This is a genomic window from Ruegeria sp. N11, from assembly GCF_056531525.1.
In genome coordinates, this window is the sequence record NZ_JBQFLX010000012.1 from 136,878 (window position 1) to 158,941 (window position 22,064).

At 59.9% G+C, this 22,064-nt stretch carries 21 protein-coding genes; 12 read left to right on the forward strand and 9 right to left on the reverse strand.

Features of this window, described 5'->3' with window-relative positions; genetic code table 11:
• Positions 1-231, forward strand: a complete 231-nt coding sequence (locus tag ACR0J8_RS14360; protein ID WP_480523017.1) for a DUF2798 domain-containing protein — start codon at positions 1-3, stop codon at positions 229-231.
• Between the two features lie 50 nt (positions 232-281).
• Here the strand turns inward: ACR0J8_RS14360 and polA are convergent, their stop codons facing one another.
• The 3 genes from polA to ACR0J8_RS14375 form a co-directional block, all read right to left on the reverse strand.
• The gene (polA, locus tag ACR0J8_RS14365; protein WP_170680029.1) at positions 282-3,080 is read right to left on the reverse strand and encodes a DNA polymerase I; all 2,799 of its coding nucleotides are present in this window, start codon (positions 3,078-3,080) and stop codon (positions 282-284) included.
• Positions 3,081-3,173: 93 nt separating this feature from the next.
• Positions 3,174-3,836 carry a YrbL family protein gene (locus tag ACR0J8_RS14370; RefSeq protein WP_170612880.1) on the reverse strand — a complete coding sequence of 221 codons (663 nt, stop codon included), beginning with the start codon at positions 3,834-3,836 and terminating at the stop codon, positions 3,174-3,176.
• 34 nt (positions 3,837-3,870) lie between these two features.
• On the reverse strand, positions 3,871-4,050 hold the full coding sequence (locus ACR0J8_RS14375; RefSeq protein ID WP_170612878.1) for a zinc-finger domain-containing protein: 180 nt from the start codon (positions 4,048-4,050) through the stop codon (positions 3,871-3,873).
• Between the two features lie 87 nt (positions 4,051-4,137).
• Between ACR0J8_RS14375 and ACR0J8_RS14380 the strand changes: the two genes are divergently transcribed.
• On the forward strand, positions 4,138-5,130 hold the full coding sequence (locus tag ACR0J8_RS14380) for an ABC transporter ATP-binding protein (RefSeq protein WP_170619097.1): 993 nt from the start codon (positions 4,138-4,140) through the stop codon (positions 5,128-5,130).
• On the opposite strand, the gene ACR0J8_RS14385 is transcribed toward ACR0J8_RS14380, so the two are convergent.
• The gene (locus ACR0J8_RS14385; RefSeq protein ID WP_480523018.1) at positions 5,127-5,591 is read right to left on the reverse strand and encodes a DUF1203 domain-containing protein; all 465 of its coding nucleotides are present in this window, start codon (positions 5,589-5,591) and stop codon (positions 5,127-5,129) included. The genes ACR0J8_RS14380 and ACR0J8_RS14385 overlap by 4 nt on opposite strands.
• Before the next feature lie 108 nt (positions 5,592-5,699).
• On the opposite strand from ACR0J8_RS14385, the gene ACR0J8_RS14390 reads away from it, so the two are divergent.
• The 3 genes from ACR0J8_RS14390 (at position 5,700) to ACR0J8_RS14400 (ending at position 10,173) form a co-directional block, all read left to right on the forward strand.
• Positions 5,700-8,618 carry an error-prone DNA polymerase gene (locus tag ACR0J8_RS14390; protein WP_480523019.1) on the forward strand — a complete coding sequence of 973 codons (2,919 nt, stop codon included), beginning with the start codon at positions 5,700-5,702 and terminating at the stop codon, positions 8,616-8,618.
• A 49-nt stretch (positions 8,619-8,667) separates the two neighbouring features.
• Positions 8,668-9,081, forward strand: a complete 414-nt coding sequence (locus tag ACR0J8_RS14395; RefSeq protein WP_480523020.1) for a group III truncated hemoglobin — start codon at positions 8,668-8,670, stop codon at positions 9,079-9,081.
• Between the two features lie 153 nt (positions 9,082-9,234).
• Complete coding sequence (locus ACR0J8_RS14400) at positions 9,235-10,173, forward strand: DMT family transporter (protein ID WP_480523021.1); 939 nt, start codon at positions 9,235-9,237, stop codon at positions 10,171-10,173.
• 21 nt (positions 10,174-10,194) lie between these two features.
• Here ACR0J8_RS14400 and ACR0J8_RS14405 read toward each other — a convergent pair whose 3' ends face one another.
• Positions 10,195-10,920: an NYN domain-containing protein gene (locus ACR0J8_RS14405; RefSeq protein WP_480890820.1), complete on the reverse strand. Its 726-nt coding sequence runs from the start codon at positions 10,918-10,920 to the stop codon at positions 10,195-10,197.
• Positions 10,921-11,014: 94 nt separating this feature from the next.
• Positions 11,015-12,127 carry an S-(hydroxymethyl)glutathione dehydrogenase/class III alcohol dehydrogenase gene (locus tag ACR0J8_RS14410; RefSeq protein ID WP_480523023.1) on the reverse strand — a complete coding sequence of 371 codons (1,113 nt, stop codon included), beginning with the start codon at positions 12,125-12,127 and terminating at the stop codon, positions 11,015-11,017.
• A gap of 131 nt (positions 12,128-12,258) precedes the next feature.
• On the opposite strand from ACR0J8_RS14410, the gene ACR0J8_RS14415 reads away from it, so the two are divergent.
• Both ACR0J8_RS14415 and ACR0J8_RS14420 read left to right on the forward strand, forming a co-directional pair.
• Complete coding sequence (locus ACR0J8_RS14415) at positions 12,259-12,546, forward strand: I78 family peptidase inhibitor (protein ID WP_480523024.1); 288 nt, start codon at positions 12,259-12,261, stop codon at positions 12,544-12,546.
• A gap of 67 nt (positions 12,547-12,613) precedes the next feature.
• Positions 12,614-14,266: a DUF6504 family protein gene (locus tag ACR0J8_RS14420; protein ID WP_480890825.1), complete on the forward strand. Its 1,653-nt coding sequence runs from the start codon at positions 12,614-12,616 to the stop codon at positions 14,264-14,266.
• A 2-nt stretch (positions 14,267-14,268) separates the two neighbouring features.
• Here ACR0J8_RS14420 and ACR0J8_RS14425 read toward each other — a convergent pair whose 3' ends face one another.
• The gene (locus ACR0J8_RS14425; protein ID WP_480890828.1) at positions 14,269-14,994 is read right to left on the reverse strand and encodes an SDR family NAD(P)-dependent oxidoreductase; all 726 of its coding nucleotides are present in this window, start codon (positions 14,992-14,994) and stop codon (positions 14,269-14,271) included.
• A 187-nt stretch (positions 14,995-15,181) separates the two neighbouring features.
• Here ACR0J8_RS14425 and ACR0J8_RS14430 point away from each other — a divergent pair, with 187 nt between their 5' ends.
• From ACR0J8_RS14430 to ACR0J8_RS14450, 5 genes are read left to right on the forward strand one after another with little or no spacing between them, the layout of a single operon-like run.
• Entirely contained in the window at positions 15,182-16,513 is a 1,332-nt protein-coding gene (locus tag ACR0J8_RS14430) for an NAD(P)/FAD-dependent oxidoreductase (protein ID WP_480890830.1), read from the forward strand.
• Positions 16,467-17,009 (forward strand): hypothetical protein, encoded by a 543-nt coding sequence (locus ACR0J8_RS14435; protein WP_480523028.1) that lies wholly within the window; start codon positions 16,467-16,469, stop codon positions 17,007-17,009. The genes ACR0J8_RS14430 and ACR0J8_RS14435 overlap by 47 nt, the downstream gene beginning before the upstream one ends.
• Positions 17,009-18,232, forward strand: coding sequence for an MFS transporter (locus ACR0J8_RS14440; RefSeq protein ID WP_170612854.1), 1,224 nt, complete (start codon positions 17,009-17,011; stop codon positions 18,230-18,232). The genes ACR0J8_RS14435 and ACR0J8_RS14440 overlap by 1 nt, the downstream gene beginning before the upstream one ends.
• A complete protein-coding gene (locus tag ACR0J8_RS14445; protein ID WP_480523029.1) occupies positions 18,229-18,846 on the forward strand; it encodes a DUF3833 domain-containing protein in 618 nt (205 codons plus the stop codon). The genes ACR0J8_RS14440 and ACR0J8_RS14445 overlap by 4 nt, the downstream gene beginning before the upstream one ends.
• Positions 18,843-19,385 (forward strand): DUF3833 family protein, encoded by a 543-nt coding sequence (locus tag ACR0J8_RS14450; RefSeq protein ID WP_170680051.1) that lies wholly within the window; start codon positions 18,843-18,845, stop codon positions 19,383-19,385. The genes ACR0J8_RS14445 and ACR0J8_RS14450 overlap by 4 nt, the downstream gene beginning before the upstream one ends.
• A gap of 77 nt (positions 19,386-19,462) precedes the next feature.
• Here the strand turns inward: ACR0J8_RS14450 and ACR0J8_RS14455 are convergent, their stop codons facing one another.
• On the reverse strand, positions 19,463-20,950 hold the full coding sequence (locus ACR0J8_RS14455; protein WP_480523030.1) for a heme biosynthesis HemY N-terminal domain-containing protein: 1,488 nt from the start codon (positions 20,948-20,950) through the stop codon (positions 19,463-19,465).
• Between the two features lie 10 nt (positions 20,951-20,960).
• A partial coding sequence (locus ACR0J8_RS14460) for a COG4223 family protein (protein WP_480890835.1) occupies positions 20,961-22,064 on the reverse strand: 1,104 nt, incomplete at its 5' end.

A 22,064-nucleotide genomic window follows, 5' to 3' on the forward strand; every position in this document is an offset into this window, starting at 1 on the left:
ATGATACCCGCTCGTTACGCTCATGCCATGTACGGACTTATCATGTCTGGTCTGATGTCCTGCATGGTGACCGGCATTGCCACGGTCAAGGCGGTGGGGTTTGGGCCGGGCACACTGAGCGACTGGATCGCATCCTGGATGTTTTGCTGGCCAATCGCCTTTACCGTGATCCTGCTGCTTGGTCCCGCAGTGAAACGGCTGGTAGAACGACTGGTCAGGCCCGAAGCCTGACCCGCCGCAAAGATGGCCCGCCGGGCCTGATGCGCGGCGCGTTCCCCGGGTTAGTGCGCCTCGGCCCAGTTGGCGCCCTTCCCTGCATCGACAACCAGTTTGACATCCAGCCTGACCGCGGGATCGGACGCGCCTTCCATCACATCGCGCGCGATACGGATCGTTTCGTCCACAGCGTCTTCGGCCACTTCGAACAACAATTCGTCATGCACCTGCAGTAGCATCTTGGCCGGCAACCCCCTGATCGCTTCCGGCATCCGCACCATAGCGCGGCGGATTACGTCCGCCGCCGTGCCCTGAATCGGCGCATTGATCGCCGCGCGGCGCGAAAACCCGGCATGCGGCCCTTTGGCGTTGATCTCGGGCGTATGGATTTTGCGCCCGAACAAGGTCTGAACGTAGCCATGCTCTTTGGCAAAAGCGACCGTGTCATCCATGTATTTCCGTATCCCGGGGAAGCGTTCGAAATAGCGGTCGATAAACCCCTGCGCCTCGGCCCTTGGGATACGCAGATTGCGGGCCAGACCAAAGCCCGAGATGCCGTAGATCACGCCAAAGTTGATCGCCTTGGCCTGACGGCGAATATCCGGTGTCATTTCGTCCAGCGGCACGTCGAACATTTCGGACGCGGTCATGGCGTGAATGTCCAGCCCATCAGAAAACGCCTGTTTCAAGGCGGGGATATCGGCAATATGCGCCAGAATCCGCAGTTCGATCTGACTATAATCGAGGCTGACCATCACATTTCCGGGCTCGGCGATGAACGCCTCGCGAATGCGCCGCCCTTCCTCGGTCCGCACCGGAATGTTCTGCAGGTTCGGATCGGTCGAGGCCAGACGACCCGTATTGGCCCCGGTGATCGAATATGACGTATGCACCCGGCCTGTATCCGGGTTGATATGGGTTTGCAGCGCGTCGGTGTAGGTCGATTTCAGTTTGGACAACTGCCGCCAGTCCAACACCCGGCGCGGCAACTCGTGCTCGGTCGCGAGATCCTCCAGAATATCGGCCCCAGTCGAATACTTCCCGGTCTTGCCCTTTTTGCCGCCCTCAAGCCCCATCTTGTCGAACAGGATTTCGCCCAGCTGGGCAGGAGAACCGACGTTGAAATTCTCTCCCGCCAGTTCGTGAATATCAGCCTCTAACCCGGCCATTTTCTGTGCAAATGCATTGGACATTCGGCTCAGAACATCGCGGTCGACCTTGATTCCATGCATTTCCATTTCGGCCAATACCGGGACCAGCGGGCGTTCCAGCGTTTCATAAACCGTCGTCACCTGAACCTGATGCAGTTGCGGCTTGAACAGCTTCCACAGGCGCAAGGTTATGTCCGCATCCTCGGCGGCATAAGCCGTCGCCTCGTCAATCGGCACCTTGTCAAAGGTAATCGCCGATTTTCCGGACCCCAGCAGCGGTTTGATCGGGATCGGTGTGTGGCTCAGATACCGTTCGGACAGCGTATCCATACCATGACCGTGCTCTCCGCCATGCATGGAGTAGGACATCAGCATCGTGTCATCGATCGGCGAAACGTTGACACCATAGCGCGCAAAGATCTTGGCATCGTATTTCATGTTCTGCCCGATTTTCAGGATCGAGGGGTCCTCGAGCATCGGTTTCAGCAGGGTCAGAGCCTCATCCAGCGGCATCTGTCCCTCGGCCAGTGCATCCGAACCGAACAGATCATCAGCGGATCCATCGCGGTGCGTCAGCGGAATGTAACAGGCCTCGCCCGCCTCTATGCACAGCGATATGCCAACCAGACCGGCAATCATTTCATTGAGGCCGGTGGTTTCGGTGTCCACGGCGACCCAGCCGCGTTCATAGCCTTGATCGATCCATTTCAGAAGCGCGCCTGCGTCCCTGACGCATTCGTATTTCGACGCATCGAACGGAACCGCTTCGGCTTCCTCAACCTCGGCGGCAGGCGCGGGCGCATCAGCGATGACCGGAGCCTCGGCCCCCAGCTTGTCAGCAATACGCTTGGTAAGCGTCCGAAACTCCATCTCGGCCAGAAAACCCAGCAGAGTTTCGGCATCCGGGTCCTTCACCTCCAGATCGTCCAGCGAGAAATCCAGCGGCGTGTTTTCGTCCAGTTGCACCAGTTTCTTCGACAACTCGATCTGGTCACGCTTCTCGATCAGGGTCTGGCGGCGTTTGGGTTGTTTGATCTCTTCGGCCCGGTCCAGCAGGGTTTCCAGATCACCGTATTCGTTGATCAGCAGCGCCGCGGTCTTGACCCCGATCCCCGGCGCGCCTGGTACGTTGTCGACCGAATCCCCGGCCAGCGCCTGCACATCCACCACGCGCTCGGGCCCGACGCCGAATTTTTCGACTACGCCGTCGCGGTCGATACGCTTGTTTTTCATCGCATCAAGCATCTCGACCCCGTCACCGACTAGTTGCATCAGGTCCTTGTCAGAGCTGACGATGGTCACACGGCCCCCCGCCGCACGCGCCTGAACGGCCAGCGTTGCGATGATGTCATCCGCCTCATAACCCTCCAGTTCCTTGCAAGCGATATTGAAGGCGCGCGTCGCTTCACGGGTCAGAGGCATCTGCGGGCGCAGGTCTTCGGGCATTGCCTCGCGGTTGGCCTTGTACTGATCATAAAGATCATTCCGGAACGTGTGCGAACCCTTGTCGAAGATCACCGCCACATGAGTCGGCGCATCCGGCCCGGCGTTCCCTTCCACATATTTCTGCAGCATGTTGCAAAAGCCCGACACAGCACCGATCGGCAAGCCATCGGATTTCCGCGTCAGCGGCGGCAGCGCGTGGTAAGCCCTGAAAATAAAGGCCGATCCATCGATCAGATGCAGGTGACACCCTTTTCCGAAATTGCTCATGCGCGCTCTCCCTGTCGGTCAGGGATGGTTCTGCCACAGGGGCGCTCGGGTGGCCAGTCAAGAAGGCGATCTATCTGGCGCAGATATGTCGACCTACGCTGTGCTGAATGCCCTGCGTGCCTTGTCCCAACGCAACCCCGTGCGATCTGCGATCATCTGCATCTGCTTGTTCAGCGAGCGATCATTCAATCGGCGGTTCAGCGTGCGCAAGGGAATGAGGTTACGTTCCCCGTACCCATCAATCAAAAGAAACATGCGGACCTGACCACGCAGCCCGTAGACGATGTTCTGTTCGTGGATATCGCGCCCCACGATCTGATATTCGAACAGCTTTTGAACAAATCGATTGAGGTCGGCCAAGACTTCCTCGGTCAGCTTGTGCTGCTCACACATCCACAACAGATGTTTTGCCAGTTTGGAGTCTTCGGATTGAACACGCTCCACCACAACCCCCGGCCCGACATCCGTCTGTACGACGCCAAACGACCGCGCCAAAGGCAGTTGCGCAATGTCCTCACCGCTTTTCAACGCGGCTTTCAGCTCACACTCGATCTCTTTCAGGGCGTTGCGATATGCGGTGTCCGGCATGATCCGCCTGATCAACCGCTTGGAAAAGGAACGGTTTCGACGTGTTCGCGGGCGCGTTACCTTGATCAACAGGTCAGGCTGGCCCGGATACGCGTATACGTTTCTGTGGCCGCCTTTTGCCAAGGGCTCCTGATCCGACAGGTGCAAAAGCTGTACTGCACAAAGCATCCGGCCTCCGTTCCGCGCGGCACGTGTCACGCTGTCAGCTTGATGCCTCGCTGCCAGACAGCACGTATTTGCAGTCGCAATAGGGGCATTCAACCCAGCCGGTATCCTCGGGGATCTGCAACCAGACGCGCGGATGGCCCAATGCCCCCTCGCCGCCATCGCAGGCGACACGAGCGGTTTCGACGATCTTGGTTTCCGGCGCTTCGATGGTCACGGCTGGCGATCCTTCTTCGGTTGTCGGCCTCGCGGGCATGTATTAGGTGCGTTTATGAGCGATGAGCAAACCGGGGGCAAGAGCCACATGAGCGATGCGGCAATCAGGATCGAAGGGTTGCGCAAGACCTATCGCGGCGGCAAGGGCCAGCCCGAAAAGCAGGCGCTGAAAGGTATTGATCTTACGGTTCCGCGTGGATCGGTTTTTGGTCTGCTGGGACCGAACGGGGCCGGGAAGTCCACCCTGATCAATATTCTGGCCGGGTTGGTGATAAAATCCGCGGGCAACGTGTCGATCTGGGGCTTTGATCAGGATCAGCATCCCCGCCAGTCGCGGGCGGCCATCGGCGTGATGCCGCAGGAATTGAACCTTGACCCCTTCTTCACACCACGCGGCGCTTTGGAGGTTCAGGCAGGTCTATATGGCGTGCCCAGGGCGCAGCGCCGCAGCGATGAGATCCTCGAACTGGTTGGCCTGAGCGACAAGGCCGAAGCCTACGCCCGCACCCTGTCGGGTGGTATGCGGCGGCGGTTGTTGCTGGCTAAGGCACTGGTCCACCACCCCAGGATTCTGGTTTTGGATGAACCGACGGCGGGCGTGGATATCGAACTGCGCCAGATGCTTTGGGCCAATGTTCGAAAGCTGAACGAGCAGGGCATGACCATTATCCTGACCACGCACTACCTGGAAGAAGCGCAGGAGATGTGTGACGAGATCGCCATCATCAACCATGGCGAAAAGATCGCGCAGGACAGCACCGCGAACCTGCTGGGCCGTATGGACAGCCGCACCATGGTGATTGTGCCGGACAACCCGGTCGCCGACCTGCCCGCGACGCCGGGGGTTGAGGCCACGCTGCGCGAAGATGGCAACCTTGTCCTTCAGTATCGAAGCGCCCAGACCAGCGCCGAACAGGTTCTGGAATCGGTGCGCGCGGCCAATATTCGTATCCGCGATGTCCGTACCGAAGAGGCCGATCTCGAGGATGTGTTCCTCGCGCTGACGTCCAGCCGCACGGATGATCCCCCGGCTGCCGATCAGGACCAGCCGCGCCGGGGCATGCACCGGGTCAAGCTTTAGGCCCGGTCTATCCGCGCCTGATAGCAGTTGTTTCGTGCAGACCGGACGTGGATATATGCAACGTCCGGGCGGGTGAAAATCTCCCTGACTTTTTCGCTGATCTGATCCGTTGCAGTGATCGCGCCGGTGCCATAGACGATCCGGTCGTCCTGCCCGTAGCCCTTGATCAGATAGTCGGGCGATGTGGTCAGAATCTCGGGCAGCGCTTCACCCCCGTACTGCTCGCAAGGGGCGGCACATAAGAAGATCGGGCCGGTTTCGGCGTAGGGATGTGTCTCTAAAAAAGGCCGATGTGCCAATATCAGCATTTCTTCGCCCTCAGGAATGTTCTGCAGGCAGTGTCGGCAGGGATTCCCAGCCCCGGTGGAAACTACACGTTCCGGGGTGGCGCCATAGGCATCCGGTCCTCCTTTCTGAAGGGCGCGTACATCTTCGGTCGGTAATGCGGTGATTTTGAACATTTCGGTTCTCCTTTTGGCAACCATGCCCGTGACCTCAAGCCCAGGCGACCCGTTTCCTGCGCAAAGGACTCGAAAAAGAACAAAACGTGAATATAATATGGAATCGCCATGTATGCCGAACTGTCGATCACATCGAATTTCACCTTCCTCACCGGGGCTTCGCACCCCGAGGAGTACATGGAACGTGCCGTCACCCTGGGCCTGTCCACCATCGCGATTGCCGATGACAACTCGGTCGCCGGCATCGTCCGCGCCCACACGCAGGGACGCGAGATCGCCCGCAAGGTGCGTGAACGGCTGGACTGGGAGGCGCAGAACACCTCGATCGGCCCGCCCTGCCCCGATCACATCCCCAAACCGCCCTCTTATCAGGTCCATGCAGTGCCGCGCCTGATCCCGGCGGCGCGGCTGATTTTCACTGACGCGCCCACCGTCACCGCCCTGCCCCTGAACCGGCAGGGTTGGGCCAACCTGTGCCGTATCCTGTCGGCAGGTCGCCTGCGCGCCGAAAAGGGCGACTGCATCCTGCATCTGTCAGACCTTCTGGAGTTCTCCGACGGTCTCCACCTGCTGCTCTGGCCACTGGCGATCCGGTCCCGGGGCGGCGCGAACGCATGGCGGACACAGGCACAACAGCTGACGCGCCGCTTTGCCGGGCGCATACACCTGTTGATGCACCCCCGATATGATGGCGCGGATAGCGCATATTTCTCTGTGTTAGAGACTAAATCCAAGCAACTTGACCTCCCCACACTTGCCAGCGCCACACCGATGATGCATCACGGTGCACGCCGCAAGCTGGCCGATGTGGTGACCGCCATCCGCCTGCGCCGCAAGGTCGACGAACTGGGCCGCGATGCGCTGGCCAACGGGGAACAGCGCCTGCGATCCGAGGCCGAGATGCTGCGGATCTTCAAAGGCTATGAGGGCGCCGTCGCCCGCGCCCATGCACTCAGCGAGCAACTCACCTTCTCGCTGGATGAGTTGCGCTATGAATATCCCAGTGAGGGCAGCGAACAGGAAACCCCGACCCAGCGCCTGCACCGTCTGGCACATGAAGGGCTGAAATGGCGCTATCCGGCAGGCGCGTCGAAGAAGGCGCAAAATATGCTGGCGCATGAGCTCACCCTGATCGGCAAGCTGAAATACGAACCCTATTTTCTGACCGTCCGCGACATCGTCCATTTCGCCCGCTCCCGCGGCATCCTCTGCCAGGGGCGCGGGTCTGCGGCCAATTCGGTGGTCTGTTTCTGCCTCGGCATCACCGAAGTCAGCCCCGAGATGGGCACAATGGTCTTCGAACGTTTTGTCTCGGAAGCTCGCGATGAGCCACCCGATATCGACGTGGATTTCGAACATGAACGCCGTGAAGAGGTGATTCAGCACATATATGACCGCTATGGCCGCGAACGCGCAGGCCTCTGCGCGACGGTCGTGCATTATCGCGGCAAGCGCGCCATACGCGAGGTCGGCCGCGCCATGGGCCTGACCGAAGACACCATATCTGCGCTCTCGTCACAGCTCTGGGGATTCTTCTCGGCTGCAGGGCTCGAGGCGCACCGGATGCGCGAAATCGGCCTCGATCCCGAAGATCGACGGCTAAAACAGACTCTAATGTTGGTATATGAGATCGATGGCTTCCCCCGCCACCTGTCACAGCACGTGGGCGGTTTCATCATTACCGAGGGGCGGCTGGACGAACTTGTCCCCATCGAAAACGCCACCATGGAAGGCCGTACGGTTATCTGCTGGGATAAGGATGATATCGACAGCCTGGGCATCCTAAAGGTCGATGTGCTCAGCCTCGGGATGCTGACCTGTATCCGCAAGGCGTTTGATCTGATCGGGCAGCATCATCAGACCGATTACACATTAGCCACCCTGCCGCCCGAAGACCCGGCGGTTTATGACATGCTGTGTGTGGCCGACAGTGTGGGCGTGTTTCAGGTGGAAAGCCGGGCGCAGATGAACTTTCTGCCGCGGATGAAGCCGCGCAAATTTTATGATCTGGTGATCGAGGTCGCCATCATCCGCCCCGGCCCCATTCAGGGCGACATGGTCCATCCCTATATCCGGCGGCGGAATGGCGAAGAGCCGGTTGTTTTCCCGTCTGATGCGTTGGGTGAGGTGCTGGGCAAGACCATGGGCGTGCCGCTGTTTCAGGAACAGGCGATGCAGATCGCCATCGTGGGCGCGGGTTTCACCCCGGAACAGGCTGACCGATTGCGCCGTTCACTGGCAACATTCAAGAAACATGGCAATGTCAGTGAATTCCGCGCCCTGTTTCTGCGCGGCATGAAGCGCAACGGCTATGAGGATGATTTTGCCGAACGCTGCTTCTCGCAGATCGAAGGCTTCGGCTCATACGGCTTCCCCGAAAGCCACGCGGCCAGCTTTGCGCTGCTGGTCTATGCTTCGGCCTGGATCAAATGCCACCATCCGGGCATTTTCGCCTGCGCGCTGCTGAACTCGCAGCCGATGGGATTCTATGCCCCGGCCCAGATCGTGCGTGATGCGCGCGAGCACGGGGTTCAGGTCCGCCCGGTCTGCATCAATGCCAGTTTCTGGGACAATGTGATGGAACCCGATGGCCATGGTGGGTTGGCCCTGCGGCTGGGGTTCCGCCAGATCAAGGGGCTCAGCGAGGAAGACGCCAGTTGGCTCACCGCCGCGCGCGGCAATGGCTATCATCAGGTCGACGATGTCTGGCGTCGTGCGGGCCTTGGCCCCTCGGTGATCGAACGCCTGGCCGAGGCCGACGCCTTCGCCGCCTGCGATCTGACCCGGCGCGAAGCGCTGTGGCAAGCCAAGGCGATTGCGACCGCCAAACCCTTGCCGCTGTTCTCGCAGGATCTGGAAGGTGAGGCGCTGGATGAGCCCGAAGCCTACCTGCCACAGATGACATTGGGCGAGCAGGTGGTCGAGGACTACGTCGCCACCCGTCTCAGCCTCAAGGCGCATCCGGTGGCCTTGCTGCGGCACCTGCTGACGCCGGGCCAGCGCGACAAAACCACCCCTGTAGCCTGACCAGATAACCGGATATTGCCCAAGAACAGAGTCGAATCCCAGGATCGTCATGACCCGCCCCACCCTGCCCCCACGCTTTCCGGCGACACCGGACCAGATCAACGCGCAAGTCCGCGCTTTCTATGCACGTGTGCGCGAGGATGCCGTGCTTGGCCCGGTCTTTGCCAACCATGTCGACGACTGGCCCGCGCACGAGGAAAAGATCGCCGCCTTCTGGCGCAATGCCATCCTGTTCGAGCGCAGCTATGACGGTAACCCGCAGCGAGTCCATATCGAACGACCCGATGTGAAACCCGAACTTTTCGCCCGCTGGCTCGACCTGTTCGAAGAAGTCGCCACCCAAACGCTACCGCCTGAAACCGCCACGCCGTGGGTCGCATTGGCTCGTCGCATCGGCGTGGGGATGAAGGCCGGAGTGCAATCGGCACGCCAGCCCAAGGACGCGCCGCCGATCCTGCAATGACCTCCGATCATGGCGGCTTTGCCATGTTAGCGGTAAAATAGGGGCTATCCGCCCCCGGAAAATGTGTTTAGTCAAAGGAAAAGCCAGCCCGAGAATTCATCCGGGCTGCCGCGTCGATCGCAACCACACCGACCCACGACCCGAGGCCAACTGATGAGCACTCAAAACTCCACCCTTCGGGGACTTGGCTACGCGTTTCTGGGCTTTGCGGTCTTTGCCAGCCATGACGCGCTGATCAAGGTCCTGGGCGGCACCTATTCGGTGATGCAGATCATCTTTTTCGCCACGCTGTTTTCCTTTGTCCCCATGGCGGTCACGATCCTGACCGACCGGACGACAGGAAACTTTCTACCCCATCATCCATGGCTGGTCCTGCTGCGGTCCGGACTGATGGTCACGGCCATGTCCTGCGCGTTCTATGCCTTCTCGGTCCTCCCGCTGGCCGAGGTCTATTCGCTGCTGTTTTCCTTCCCGCTGATCGTCACGGTCCTGTCGATTCCGATTCTGGGCGAGGTGGTTCGCGCGCAACGCTGGGCCGCGGTCGGCGTGGGCCTGATCGGCGTGCTGATCGTTCTGCGCCCGGGCACAACGGATATCACGCTGGGCCATCTGGCCGCCCTGACGGCCGCCTTCTGCAGCGCCTTTGCCTCGGTCCTGGTACGCAAGATCGGAAACGAAGAACGCTCGGCCGTTCTGATCCTCTACCCTATGCTGCTGGCCATCGTTGTGATGAGCCTCGCCCAACCGGCGGTGTATCTGCCTCCATCGCTGCTGCACCTGGCGATGATGGCCCTTGTCGGCGTTTTCTCGGTGATCGCGCAACATCTGATCATCATGGCCTATCGTTCAGCACCTGCAGGGGTGGTTGCACCCAGCCAGTACAGCCAGATCATCTGGGCCACGATATTCGGAATGGCGTTCTTTGGCGAACAGCCCGACGGCTGGGTCGCTGTCGGCGCCAGCATCATCATTGCATCAGGCGTTTTTGTGGTCTGGCGCGAAAGCCGGTCCAATACCACTTCGGCTAACACACCCGTTCTGCGGGTCCGATCGCCAAGGTCGGATACGGGGGCGTCGAGACCGGGGGAGTAGCGCCACCGCGCACATGAATCTTTACCTGTCGTTGGGCCTGATCTTCAGGCCTCCGTTTACGCCTGCCTCTTCAAATTTTCCTGTCGCGCGAACAAGATCACTCAAGCGTCCGAACCCGTATGATCGCGTGTCGAAAGAGGGGTAATTCTTGAGCAGTTGATTTCCGAGCCAGCCAAGCTCAGCCCATCCGTCGGGTTCTGCAGATTTGAGCACAACATTCCGAATGAGTTGAGAGGCGTGGTTGATTTCCTTTATTGGCGCCAAATTCTTTCCCTTGGTGTCGCTCGCAGCCTGCGGTTCATCCTTCTTGATGTTTTCGATTGAAATGTAGCGGTTGCACGCTGCCTTGAATGCCCAAGGTGCCTTCTCCTCGCCAACCCCGAACACGCTCAACCCCTGTTCACGGATGCGACTGGCAAGCCGCGTGAAATCGCTGTCCGAGGATACTAGAACGAACCCGTCGAACCGGCCCGAATGTAAAATGTCCATCGCTTCTATCACCAGGGCGATGTCTCCGGCGTTCTTCCTAGTAGTGTTGGCGAACTGCTGATGAGGAACGATGGCGTATTTCGCCAGTTTCTCTGCGCTCCATCCCTGTGGAGCGTCACCCGAGAAATCTCCGTAGATCCGGCGCAGACTGGCTTCACCCAATGTAGCGACTTCCTCGAAAATCTCGACAACATGCTTTGCCGGAACATTCTCCGCATCAATCAAAACCGCCAGCCGGTCCGTACTCCCTGTCGTCACTTCAATTCCTCAACTCACAAATCAATTCGTAGTGAGGAATGTATGAACGAAAAGAGGCGGGAAAATGCCCGCCCCGTGATTATTTTTAATCTGATCAGTAAACTACGACCGACCGGATACTCTCACCCTTATGCATCAGGTCGAAGCCGTGGTTGATGTCATCCAGCCCCATGGTGTGGGTGATCATCGGGTCGATCTCGATCTTACCTTCCATGTACCAATCGACGATCTTGGGCACGTCGGTCCGGCCACGGGCGCCACCAAAGGCGGTGCCGCGCCATGAACGACCAGTGACCAGTTGGAACGGACGGGTCGAGATTTCGGCCCCCGCGGGCGCCACGCCGATGATGATCGACTCACCCCAGCCCTTATGCGCCGATTCCAGTGCTGCGCGCATCACGCCGACATTGCCGGTGGCGTCGAAGGTGTAGTCCGCACCGCCCTTGGTCAGGTTGACCAGATAGGGGACCAGATCGCCTTCGACCTCTTTCGGGTTCACGAAATCGGTCATGCCGAACTTCGTGGCCATCTCGACCTTGGACGGGTTCAGGTCGACGCCGACGATCTGATCCGCTCCGGCCAGACGCAGGCCCTGAATCACGTTCAGGCCGATACCGCCCAGACCGAACACGATGGCACGGCTGCCGATTTCGACCTTGGCAGTGTTGATCACCGCGCCGATGCCGGTGGTCACACCACAGCCGATATAACAGATCTTGTCGAAGGGTGCGTCCTCGCGCACCTTGGCCAGCGCGATTTCCGGCAGAACCGTGTGGTTCGAGAAGGTCGAACAGCCCATGTAGTGCAGGATCGGATCGCCATCCAGCGTCGAAAAGCGCGAGGTGCCGTCGGGCATCAGGCCCTGACCTTGCGTGCTGCGGATCGCCTGGCACAGGTTTGTTTTGGGATGCAGACAGTATTCACACTCACGACATTCCGGAGTGTAAAGCGGGATCACGTGGTCGCCCGGCTTCAGGCTGGTCACACCCGGACCAACCTCGACCACAACACCTGCGCCTTCGTGGCCCAGAATGGCCGGGAACAGGCCTTCGGGGTCAGCACCTGAAAGGGTGAATTCGTCTGTATGGCAGATGCCGGTGGCTTTGATTTCAACCAGAACCTCGCCCGCCTTGGGGCCTTCAAGGTTCACGTCCATCACTTCCAAAGGTTTGCCCGCCTGAACGGCAACGGCGGCACGGGTACGCATGGTGTTTGTCTCCCTGTCTTAAATTGCCCCGACCCTGCGTCAATTGCAGAGCGTTTTCAACTGCGCTTTGATGGCAAATTGGCTAATTGTTTGATATTGCAGAAACGACATTGTCAGAAAGAGGAACGCCAATGCTTCGATTAATCCCGCTTGTGATCCTTCTGGCAGCCTGTACCGACACCAGCATTCCCGAAGATGTCGCCGCCACCCCCCAAGCCGCTTCGGTGGAACTGGCCTTTTGCAAGGGGGAATCCTTTGCCGATTCCGTTGGCCAGCCGGTCTCGAGCATTCAGGCGGACCTGCCCGAGCGAGCCCGTGTACTGGGCCCGGATGACATCGCCACACAGGATTACCGCATCGACCGACTGAACGTTTACGTGAACGGGGCCGGGATCGTTCAGCGGCTGGCCTGCGGGTAGGGGTCGGACTCGACTCTGGCATCGATTCTCAGATAAGAACAAAATGAGAACACTTTGATGTCTGCCGATGCCCAAACGCCGAATACTCTCGCTGTGGTTCCCCCGTCTGGGGGCTGAACGGCTGGTCCGCGCCGCGCGGGGCCTGCAGGATGGGCCTTTGGCCGTGGTGGCCGAGCAGTCCAATATGCAGGTCGTCACCTCGCTGAACGCCGAAGCCCAGGCCGCCGGTCTGCGCGTGGGTCAGCCGGTGCGCGACGCCCATGCCATGTGTGCAGCACTTGTGACACGCCCCCGTAATGCCCCGGCCGAGGCCGCGTTTCTGACCGCGCTGCGCCGCTGGGTGGGCAAGTTCAGCCCTTGGGTGGCCGAGGAATCACCGGACGGGCTGATTGTCGACCTGTCGGGCTGCGCGCATCTGTTCGGTGGCGAAGAAGCGTTGCTGAGCGTGATCGAGACCGACTGCGCCGATATGGGGCTGAGCGTGCAGATGGGCATCGCCGACACGTTGGGGGCCGCCTGGGCTTTGGCGCGCTATGCCGGGCAAGAGGCCACGTCCGACCGCAACGGTGACGCCATCAGCCAAGAGGCCCGCGCCACCCGCGCCCGTGCAGGAAAGCGACGGCACTGGACCAAAGGCGGGGCCGCGCCGCAGGTGATGGCACTGGGTGGCGGCGCACGGATCGCAGCACCGGGGCAATCCTATGGCGCGCTCAGCCCCCTGCCCATCGCAGCGTTGAGGCTCGAGGATCAGGTGGTGGCGCAGCTGAACCGGCTGGGCCTGCGCCGGATCGGCGATCTGCTGGGCCAGCCCCGCGCCTCTCTGGCGCGGCGGTTCGGGCGAGGGCTGGTGCTGCGGCTGGATCAGGCGATGGGCAGCGCCCCCGAGCCGGTCTCACCCGCCCGTCCGCCGCACCACTTTGCGGTGCGGATGACCCTGCCCAACCCGATCGGATTGGTCGAGGACGTGATGGCCGCCATCGATCGTATTCTGCCCACGCTCTGCGCCAGGTTGGAAGAGAAGGGCCGCGGCGTCCGTACCCTACGGCTCGAAGCGCATCGTGCGGATCAGGCGGCCGAGATCATCGAGGTCGGTCTGGCCCGCCCAACCTTTGATAAACACCGTATTCGCCCTTTGTTAGAGATGAAAGTCAACAAGATCGACGCAGGTTATGGCATCGACATGCTGCGGCTTGAGGCGGTTCAGTCCGAGCCCATCCACGCCCGGACCCGAACCGGCCATGCCGAAGCCAGCCGCGCCGCCCGGGAACGGCTGGAGGGCAACAGAGCCGTCGAAGACCTGATCGGAAAACTGGGCGCGCGGGTGGGTCTGGAGGCGATCACACGGCGCCACCCGGCGGCTTCTCACATCCCCGAGAAAACGGCTCAGACCCTGGCCGCCGCGTGGTCTGAACCCGCCCGCAACTGGCCCGTTCCGCCACGCCCCCGGCCTTTGCAGATGTGGCAACCCGAACCGGTAATGGCCCCGGAAACCCCAGAAGTGCCCGGCGCCTTTCGCTGGCGCGGGCGGGACTGGCAGTTGGCGCAGGCCACCGGCCCGGAACGCATCGCGCCCGAGTGGTGGCTGGACGACCCAAACTGGCGCAGCGGGGTGCGCGATTACTGGGTGGTGGTGACGGAACAGGGTGAGCGGCTTTGGCTATTTTATGGCCATGGCGGCACCATGTCGGCGGGCTGGTTCTGTCAGGGGCAGTTCGGCTGACCCTACCTGCCACGAAACACCAGAAAGTCCGGCAGATAATCAAACAACCGGACCAGCCAGGAAAACGGAGCCGGAAAATCGGTGCGAAACCGGCGTCGCGACATCGCCTTGACCACACGGTTTGCCGCGTCTTCCGGCGTCATCAGCATCGGCATCTTGAATTTGTTCTTCTCGGTCAGCCGGGTCTTGATGAAACCGGGGTTGACGATGCGCACGGTCACACCGGTGCCGGCAAGATCAAGCCGCATGGATTCCGCCAACGAAATCAGCGCTGCCTTGCTGGCGCCGTAACCAATCGCCGCCGGTAACCCACGATAACCCGACAACGACCCGATCAGCGTGATATCCCCGCGACCAGCCTGAACAAAGCCCGGCACTGTTTCGCCAAGAACCCGCAGGGCACCCGTGAAATTCACGTCATTCATCGCAAGAACGGCCTCGGTATCCCAGTGTTTTGCGGGCATCGGCTCGTAGATGCCGGCATTGTAAACCAGTCCGTCGACCTCTCCGACCTGTTGCCGCGCACGGCGAACTGCCTCAAGGTCCGCGACATCAAATGGAACGGCGCGCGCATTGGGCAGCGACCCGCAGATTTCTTGCAGACGTTCGGCGTTGCGGGCGGACAGGACCAGATGCGCCCCTTTGTTGCTCAGCGCCTCGGCCAGCGAGCGGCCCAGCCCTTCACTTGCGCCAATGATCCAATAGGTCTTTCCATCAAAATCGATCATGCCTTTTCATTCCGGTTGTGACAGTCGTTTTACGCACCGGTGACCCGAAAGGATCACCCACCGTCCGGACCTGGGGATGCCACCTCAAACAGCCTTGGGATGCTAAGATACAGCAAAGTATTGCTTTTTATTGATCCACTGTCTTTGGCCCCGCGTATCTCAGTAAATAACGCATAACGAGGATGGAATGTTCGACGAAACCCCGCGTGTACGCAAGAAAATCGCAGTCATCGGCGCAGGCATTTCAGGCCTCTCTGCAGCTTATTACCTTTCCGAAGACAACGACGTAACCGTGTTCGAGGCCGAGCCCCGGCTGGGTGGTCACGCCCGAACGGTTATGGCTGGAAGGAACGGCGACCAGCCCGTCGACACCGGGTTCATTGTATTCAACTACGTCACCTACCCGCATCTGACGCGCCTGTTCGATGAACTGAACGTTCCCGTCAGCAAAAGTGAGATGAGCTTCGGGGCAACCATCGACAACGGCCGGATCGAGTACGGGCTGAACAACCTGCGAACCTTGACGGCGCAGAAACGTAACCTGACACGCCCTGCCTATTACAAGATGATTGCGGACATTTTGCGCTTTGGAAAAGAAGCACCCGATGCGGCCAAGGATGACGACACCACAATTGGCGAACTGGTTGACCAGTTGCGCCTGGGTCACTGGTTCCGCCACAACTATCTGATGCCAATGTGTGGCGCGATCTGGTCCACCCCGGTCGAGTTCGTCGACCAGTTCCCGGCCCGTTCACTGGTTCAGTTTTTCCGCAACCACGCACTTTTGGCCTCTGGCCGCGCCAATCAGCATCAATGGTACACGGTCACGGGCGGAAGTATCGAATATGTCCGCCGGATCGATGCAGCTTTGCGTGCGCGTGGCTGTGAGATCCGCCTGGCCGCACCGGTTGATCACATTCAGCGCAGCGATCTGGGGGTTACAATTCACAGCCATGGTGTCTCGGACCTGTTTGACGAGGTGATACTGGCCACGCATTCGGATCAGTCGCTTGCCATTCTGGGCCAGGGCGCCACTGCATCAGAGAAGGCTGCATTGGGCGCAATCCGGTATCAGCCGAATGTCGCAACGCTTCACTGCGACCCCGCCCAGATGCCGCGTCGGCGCGCCTGCTGGTCCAGCTGGACCTACCGGTCGCAAGCCGGACAGGTAGGCGTGACATACTGGATGAACCGGCTTCAGAACATTCCTGATAGCGATCCTCTGTTCGTTACGCTGAATGCGCCGACCGAAATCGGCGACGACAAGATCTATGATCAGGTGGAATTCGCGCATCCGGTCTTCGACAAGGCCGCCATAAAGGCGCAGGCGCAGATCCGAAACATGCAGGGGCAAAACCGGACATGGTTTGCCGGAGCCTACAATCGACATGGGTTCCATGAAGACGGGATTGCCAGCGCAATGCATGTTGTCGGGCTGATCAAAGGAAACTCGCAAACACCCGGAGCTGAACATGGCGTTCCTGAAGAAGCTGCCATCCCTGTTTCAACCGACGCATAACAGCTGGCGTGCCGCGCTGTTGTCCGTTGCAATGCTTGCCCCGGGCGGGCTGGCGGCCTCTCCGGTCTTTGGTGTTCTGGACAATGCTCAGACGCGCGGCGCGGCGACCTTCCGGTACCTGGGCTTTCCTCTGTATGACGCGCAACTGTTCACGCGAGGTGGGGCGCCGCTCAGCTGGAGCAGAGATTTTGGCCTGGAACTGCGTTATCGGCGGAACCTGACAAAGAAGGCGCTCGTGAACTCGACACTGGATGAAATGAAACGCATCGGACGCGCCGCCCCGGTTCGGCAACAGCTGGATGGTTGTTTCGACGCCGTCAGCAAAGGCGACACCTTTCTGGCCGTGTCCCAGGGCCCGGACAAAGTGAGCTTCTGGCTGAACGGTCGCAAGACATGCACGATGGCTTACCCGGGGATCACACGCAGCTTTATGTCGATCTTCGTTGGGGACAACACGCGCTCTGCCGCTTTCACCCAGTCGCTGTTGGGGAAATGATGCTTTATCCGCGGGTCAGCCTGTATGCGCTGATGCTTGCTGCGGCCGGTATCCCGCTGTACATACATTTGCCTCGGTTTGCGGCTGTCAATCTGGGCATTGGACTGGCCACGATCGGCACGGTACTTCTGGCGATCCGCCTGATCGATCTGGTGCAGGATCCACTGATCGGCTGGGCCATAGACCGTTGGCCAGGTGCGCAGGTTCTGTTCGCGGCCATGGCCATGGCGGGTCTGGCGGTCGGATTTCCCCTGCTATTCTCATTGCCTCAGGGCGCAAGTGTGGCGGCTTTGGTCGCCATTCTGATCCTGTTGTTTTCAGCCTATAGCCTTGGCACTATCCTGCTTTATGGCCGCAGCGCGACACTTGCCAAACGGCCTGACCCGAAAGAGCTGATGACGCTGGCCGCCTATCGGGAAAGCGGGCAATTGGCCGGAGTGATCCTTGCCGCAGGTGCGCCGGCATTGCTGGCGGCCCTTGGGGCGCAATCGCAAGGATATCCCGCATTTGGGCTGTTCCTTGGGATAATGGCTATCCTGTCAATAGTTTTGACTTTCCCCATGTGGCGGCGACCGCCGATAACCGGAGAAGGGCTGACATATTCCGGCCTGGGCCAGGCTGGTGCGCTCAGGCTGCTGGTGCTTGCTCTTGTAAACAGCCTGCCTGTGGCAATAACATCCACACTCTTTCTTTTCTTTGTCGAAGACCGGCTGCAACTGCCTGGTAAAGCGGGACCTCTTTTGATCCTGTTTTTCCTTAGCGCGGGCGCAAGTGTTCCGTTCTGGGCGCGTCTCAGCAACCGAATTGGCCCTAAACAGACTCTGATTATTGCGATGCCTCTGTCGATTGCCAGCTTTGTCGGGGCGGCCCTTCTGGCTACCGGGAACCTCACGGGGTTTGCGTTGATCTGCATGACCTCGGGCGCGGCGCTGGGGGCAGACATGGTGGTCTTGCCCGCCATGTTCTCGGTGGTTCTGACACGTGCCGGGCTGAATGCTTCGGCTGCGTTTGGCATCTGGTCTTTCGCTGGAAAACTGGGTCTGGCCTTGGCCGCCTTCTTCACACTGCCCCTGCTTGAACGCAGTGGATTCACCCCCGGACAGGCTAACTCGGCCCAGGCATTGAAAACACTCAACCTGGCTTACGCCGTGCTGCCCTGCATTCTGAAACTTGGCGCGTTCGGATTGGTCCTGACGTTGCCCTCAAAGGAGCCCGTCCAATGAAACTCCTTGCAATTCTCCTGTTTGCCCTGCTTGCCCTGTTGTTTGCAAAAAGGCGCTACTTCAGCTTTCGGTCTCAATCACCCGCAGACTATTCCGACACAGGTCCGAAGTTTTCGCTGAAAGAGCAACTGAACGGGGAAATCCTGTCCGAAGGGCTGATCTTTGGGCCAAACGGAAAGATGTCCAACAGCTTTGTCGCGCGCATGGTGGGGGAATGGACCGGAAATTCCGGGACGCTGACCGAGCATTTCAGCTATTCCAACGGCAAACAAATTACCCGCAAATGGTACCTGACCCTGGGCGCCGGCAACACTTTCACGGCAACCGCAGACGATATTGTCGGAGAAGGAAAGGGCGTTATCGCAGGCTCGACCGTCAGACTTTCCTACCGGATCGTGCTGCCTGAAGACGCCGGCGGGCATATTCTGGACGTCACAGACTGGATGTATCTCACCGAAAACGGCGCGATCATGAACCGGTCCGAGATGCGGAAATTTGGGGTGAAGGTCGTCGAGTTGATAGCGACCATGCGCCCCGCCCCAGCGGTCAAGACCAAGCACCTGAACGGTGCACATGGTCGCGACACGACAACCGAGGCGAGGCCACTGCAATGACCTTTCGCCGCTTTCTGGCAGGCTGTATGGCCATTGCCGCGCTTATGATCCTTGCCGCCTGTTCCGCCAAGCCAAAGGTTCCCAAGACCTTTCTTTCTGATCGCCAACTGAACCTTGAGGAATTCTTTGACGGTCAGACGGTGGCCTATGGGCAGTTTCAGGATGTTTTGGGCAATGTCTCGCGCCGCTTCACGGTCGATATTGAAGGCAGGTGGACCGGCGAAACACTGACATTGGTCGAAGACTTCACTTATGACGACGGCGCGACCGAGCAACGTGTCTGGACCCTGACAAAGACAGGTGAGGATACCTGGACCGGAACAGCCCCGGGTGTGCTGGGCACCGCATCAGGCATAGAGCGGGGCGACACATTCAACTGGAAGTACAGCATCGACCTGCCGGTCAAAGACGGCACGATGCGGGCCGATTTCGATGACTGGATGTGGCTGCTGGACGACGACAGGCTTCTCAATCGTGCGTACCTGTCACGATTTGGCGTCCGTTTGGGCGAGGTTATCCTGTTCTTCGAAAAGAAGTAGTTCGGGGATGAGCGGCCACGGTCATGCAACCGCAGCCTAACGCCCCAAACGGCTGGGCACCGCATTCTGTCTGAACACTAGGCCGACTTTTCGGTTTTGTCCTCGACTGGCTCAGCATCCATTTCGATCACTTCCGCCTCGTCACTCGAAACATCCACAACGTCTTGTTCCGGCTCGGATTTATCCTCGAGCGCACCGACGATCAGAGGCAGCATGTGCACCCCTGTGGCACTGGCGATTTCCGGTGTTTGCGGCGTTTGCCAGCTGAGCGTATCAAAGCTGTGACAGTTCTGGCAGACCGGGGCCCACTCAGCCTGAATGTCGTGACAGTTGTCACAGACCCATTGCGGACCACGCGGCGCGTTCAGCGCCTTGGCCAGCCACCCCTGCACCACCGCGTCCGACGAACCCTCGCCGCGCTCGATTGCAGCCATCAGCGTATAGGCCCGGGCATCTGCCTGTTTTTCCACCACATCGCCCAGCGCGCGGCGGGCTTCGGGGAAATCTTCGGCAACGATATTGAGTTCCGCCAGTATCAGCCGGGTTTCCTGATGCTGAGGATGAATGCGGGTCAGTGCCGTAAAGCGCTTGATCCGTTCGGATGGCGTTTCATCCGGCACGATCTCGGCAAAGGCATGCGCCAGATCGGGGTGAGGCTGAACCTCCCAGGCTTTTTTCAGAATCTTGGTTGCCGCCCGGGGCTTGCCCTTGGCGATATAGGCCCGCGCAGCCATTGCAGCGGCCGGAACCAGATCGGGTGACAGCCTGTTGGCTTCTATCGCGTGCTCCTGCTGTTCGAGAGTCGCATCTTCGTCCAGAATATCCTTGGCCTCGGACAGGGCCAGAACTGCATCGCGGCGCTTGAACACGTCACGCGGCAGTTGGCCCGCTTTCAGTTTGGCCGTCAGTGTGGAACGCGCGCCAGCCCAGTCCTGGGCCTTGGTCTGAAGGCCCAGCAGAATATCCTGCGTTTCCTGATGCCGCGGTTTGATCGCCAGCGCCTTTTCGGCCAGCTTTCGCGCGGTTTCATCATCACCTTCGGCAAGTTTCTGTTTCATGATGCCGCGTACACCGACAAAACGGGTCGAATTGTTCGTAACCAGTTTCTTGTAGGTCTCTGACGCCTTTTTGGTGTCGCCATTCAATTCGGCCGCCTGCGCCACCAGCAGGTTCGTCAGCTCGGGCTTGTTCAACAGTTTTTCGGCCTTTGTGGCCTTGTTCAATGCTATGCGTCCTTCCCCCGAAGCCAGCGCCATCAGGCCATCAGCCAGTGCCTGATAGCCGCGCTGTTCGCGACTGCGGTCGAAATAGCGCGACAAGGCGGTTTCGTCGCCATTCAGGAATTTCAGCGTCGCAACCAAAAGGCTGAGCAACTTGAAGAACAGCCAGACACCCAGGACCAGCAGACCCAGCCCAATCACCGATTGAAGCGGCCCTAACGTGTATTCCGTGCCCCCGGCCGTGATCTGAACACCGCCGCTGGTTTCCATAAGGAACCCTGCGCCCATGGCCAGCAAACCGATAATCGCAACAAAAACAAGAATCTTAAACAATGACCACAGCATGGCAGGCCCTTCAGTTCGAGTTTGCGCTTGGTTGAAGCGCATTTGCGGCGGCTACAGCAGCGACCCGTGTCTGAGCCGCCTGTTCCCAGTCTGCCATTGCCGATTGTCCGGCTTCAGGCAGGGATTTGAGTTCATTCAGCGCCGCCGGCAGGTCCCCGCTGGCCAAAGCGGCCTGCGCCCGCGACAGGATCGCGTCCGGGCTGTCCCCATCCTGCGGTGTAACTGACCGGGCGCCGGTCTGGCGCTGCAAAAATGCAATCACGCCCGCACCTTTGTCCGCATCACGAGCGTCCGCCAGCGCCGCCCGGGCCGCCGGATCAAACGAGGCCCGCAGGCTGGACAGGCTGTCCACACCCTTGTCCGCCGGACCCGACAAGGCGTCAGGCACATCCACGCCATTGGCTTTCAGTTCGGCCACCAGATCGGCATAAGGCTGGCCCGCATCCAGTTGGCCCTGCAGGCGCGACACGATCGTTGCGTTTGTCGCAGCCAGTGCTTCGGCCGAAGCTTTCGCCTCGAGCGCCTGTGCGTCGCTTACCATCTTCTCGACCTCGGCGCGCTGTGCGGCCAGGGAATCCTGCAGCTTTTTCAGCTCAGCCTCGAAGGCAGCTGATGTTTCCTGAGATGCCCCCTGGGTCAGAGCGTTGCTTTCAAGATCACTCAGGCGGGTATCCAGAGGAGCCAGCTTGCTGCTGAGTGTGTCGACACTGGATTTCAGGGCACCCAAATCCGTTTCGACCGGGGCCAGCTTGTCAGCCAGAGCCGTCATCTGATCGGAAAGACCGGTAACATCTGGAGCGTCCGCAAGAGATTTCGAAAGCTTCGCAATCTGGTCTGACTGTTCGGCCAGTTTCGCCTCAAGCGCGGAAAGGGCGTCTTCTGAACCCGAGCCATTGGTCAGATACCCGCTGCCCACGACATAGCCGATAGCCGCCGCGACCACGCCGCCGATCAGGGCTGGCACGAACCCGCCCTTTTTTTCCGCAACCCGTTCGACAGTTTTTTCTGCAACCGGCGCAAGCGCGGCTTCGGCTTCGGCTTCGGCTTCGGCTTCGGCTTCGGCTTCGGCTTCGGCTTCGGCTTCGGCTTCGGCTTCGGCTTCGGCTTCGGCTTC

Coding starts and splice junctions, on each gene's coding strand:
- ACR0J8_RS14360 (WP_480523017.1), top strand. CDS start 1: ATGATACCCGCTCGTTACGCTCATGCCATGTACGGACTTATCATGTCT.
- polA (WP_170680029.1), bottom strand. CDS start 3,080: ATGAGCAATTTCGGAAAAGGGTGTCACCTGCATCTGATCGATGGATCG.
- ACR0J8_RS14370 (WP_170612880.1), bottom strand. CDS start 3,836: ATGCTTTGTGCAGTACAGCTTTTGCACCTGTCGGATCAGGAGCCCTTG.
- ACR0J8_RS14380 (WP_170619097.1), top strand. CDS start 4,138: ATGAGCGATGCGGCAATCAGGATCGAAGGGTTGCGCAAGACCTATCGC.
- ACR0J8_RS14385 (WP_480523018.1), bottom strand. CDS start 5,591: ATGTTCAAAATCACCGCATTACCGACCGAAGATGTACGCGCCCTTCAG.
- ACR0J8_RS14390 (WP_480523019.1), top strand. CDS start 5,700: ATGTATGCCGAACTGTCGATCACATCGAATTTCACCTTCCTCACCGGG.
- ACR0J8_RS14395 (WP_480523020.1), top strand. CDS start 8,668: ATGACCCGCCCCACCCTGCCCCCACGCTTTCCGGCGACACCGGACCAG.
- ACR0J8_RS14400 (WP_480523021.1), top strand. CDS start 9,235: ATGAGCACTCAAAACTCCACCCTTCGGGGACTTGGCTACGCGTTTCTG.
- ACR0J8_RS14410 (WP_480523023.1), bottom strand. CDS start 12,127: ATGCGTACCCGTGCCGCCGTTGCCGTTCAGGCGGGCAAACCTTTGGAA.
- ACR0J8_RS14415 (WP_480523024.1), top strand. CDS start 12,259: ATGCTTCGATTAATCCCGCTTGTGATCCTTCTGGCAGCCTGTACCGAC.
- ACR0J8_RS14420 (WP_480890825.1), top strand. CDS start 12,614: ATGCCCAAACGCCGAATACTCTCGCTGTGGTTCCCCCGTCTGGGGGCT.
- ACR0J8_RS14425 (WP_480890828.1), bottom strand. CDS start 14,994: ATGATCGATTTTGATGGAAAGACCTATTGGATCATTGGCGCAAGTGAA.
- ACR0J8_RS14430 (WP_480890830.1), top strand. CDS start 15,182: ATGTTCGACGAAACCCCGCGTGTACGCAAGAAAATCGCAGTCATCGGC.
- ACR0J8_RS14435 (WP_480523028.1), top strand. CDS start 16,467: ATGGCGTTCCTGAAGAAGCTGCCATCCCTGTTTCAACCGACGCATAAC.
- ACR0J8_RS14440 (WP_170612854.1), top strand. CDS start 17,009: ATGCTTTATCCGCGGGTCAGCCTGTATGCGCTGATGCTTGCTGCGGCC.
- ACR0J8_RS14445 (WP_480523029.1), top strand. CDS start 18,229: ATGAAACTCCTTGCAATTCTCCTGTTTGCCCTGCTTGCCCTGTTGTTT.
- ACR0J8_RS14450 (WP_170680051.1), top strand. CDS start 18,843: ATGACCTTTCGCCGCTTTCTGGCAGGCTGTATGGCCATTGCCGCGCTT.
- ACR0J8_RS14455 (WP_480523030.1), bottom strand. CDS start 20,950: ATGCTGTGGTCATTGTTTAAGATTCTTGTTTTTGTTGCGATTATCGGT.